This is a genomic window from Chlorobaculum thiosulfatiphilum, from assembly GCF_006265165.1.
In the GTDB taxonomy this organism is placed as follows: Bacteria; Bacteroidota; Chlorobiia; order Chlorobiales; family Chlorobiaceae; genus Chlorobaculum; species Chlorobaculum thiosulfatiphilum.
The window spans coordinates 1-274 of sequence record NZ_VDCH01000075.1; the positions used below are offsets into that span (position 1 = coordinate 1).

The 274-nt window shown below is 60.2% G+C and carries 1 protein-coding gene; it reads left to right on the forward strand.

The genetic code is table 11. The features are described 5' to 3' along the window. Positions 1-23 precede the first annotated feature (23 nt). Positions 24-274: Sec-independent protein translocase protein TatB (tatB, locus tag FGF66_RS12415; protein WP_139457962.1), on the forward strand; the 251-nt coding region annotated here is incomplete at its 3' end.

Here is a 274-nt window from a genome sequence, read left to right on the forward strand (position 1 = left end):
TCTGGAAGCGGCGGGAGTATTCCATGCTGGATATTGGCTGGAGCGAGCTTCTGGTCATCGCGATCGTGCTGATCGTGGTTGTCGGCCCCAAGGACCTGCCCCCGATGATCCGGGCATTCGGCAAGTTTACGGCCAACCTCAGAAAAATGCCCGGCGAGTATCGCACGCAGTTCGACGATGCGTTGCGTGAGGCGGACATGGACGATGTTCGCAAAACGATTGCCGACGCGCAGAACCTCAACCCTGCCAGCAGCCTGCGCGAGGCGCTGAATCC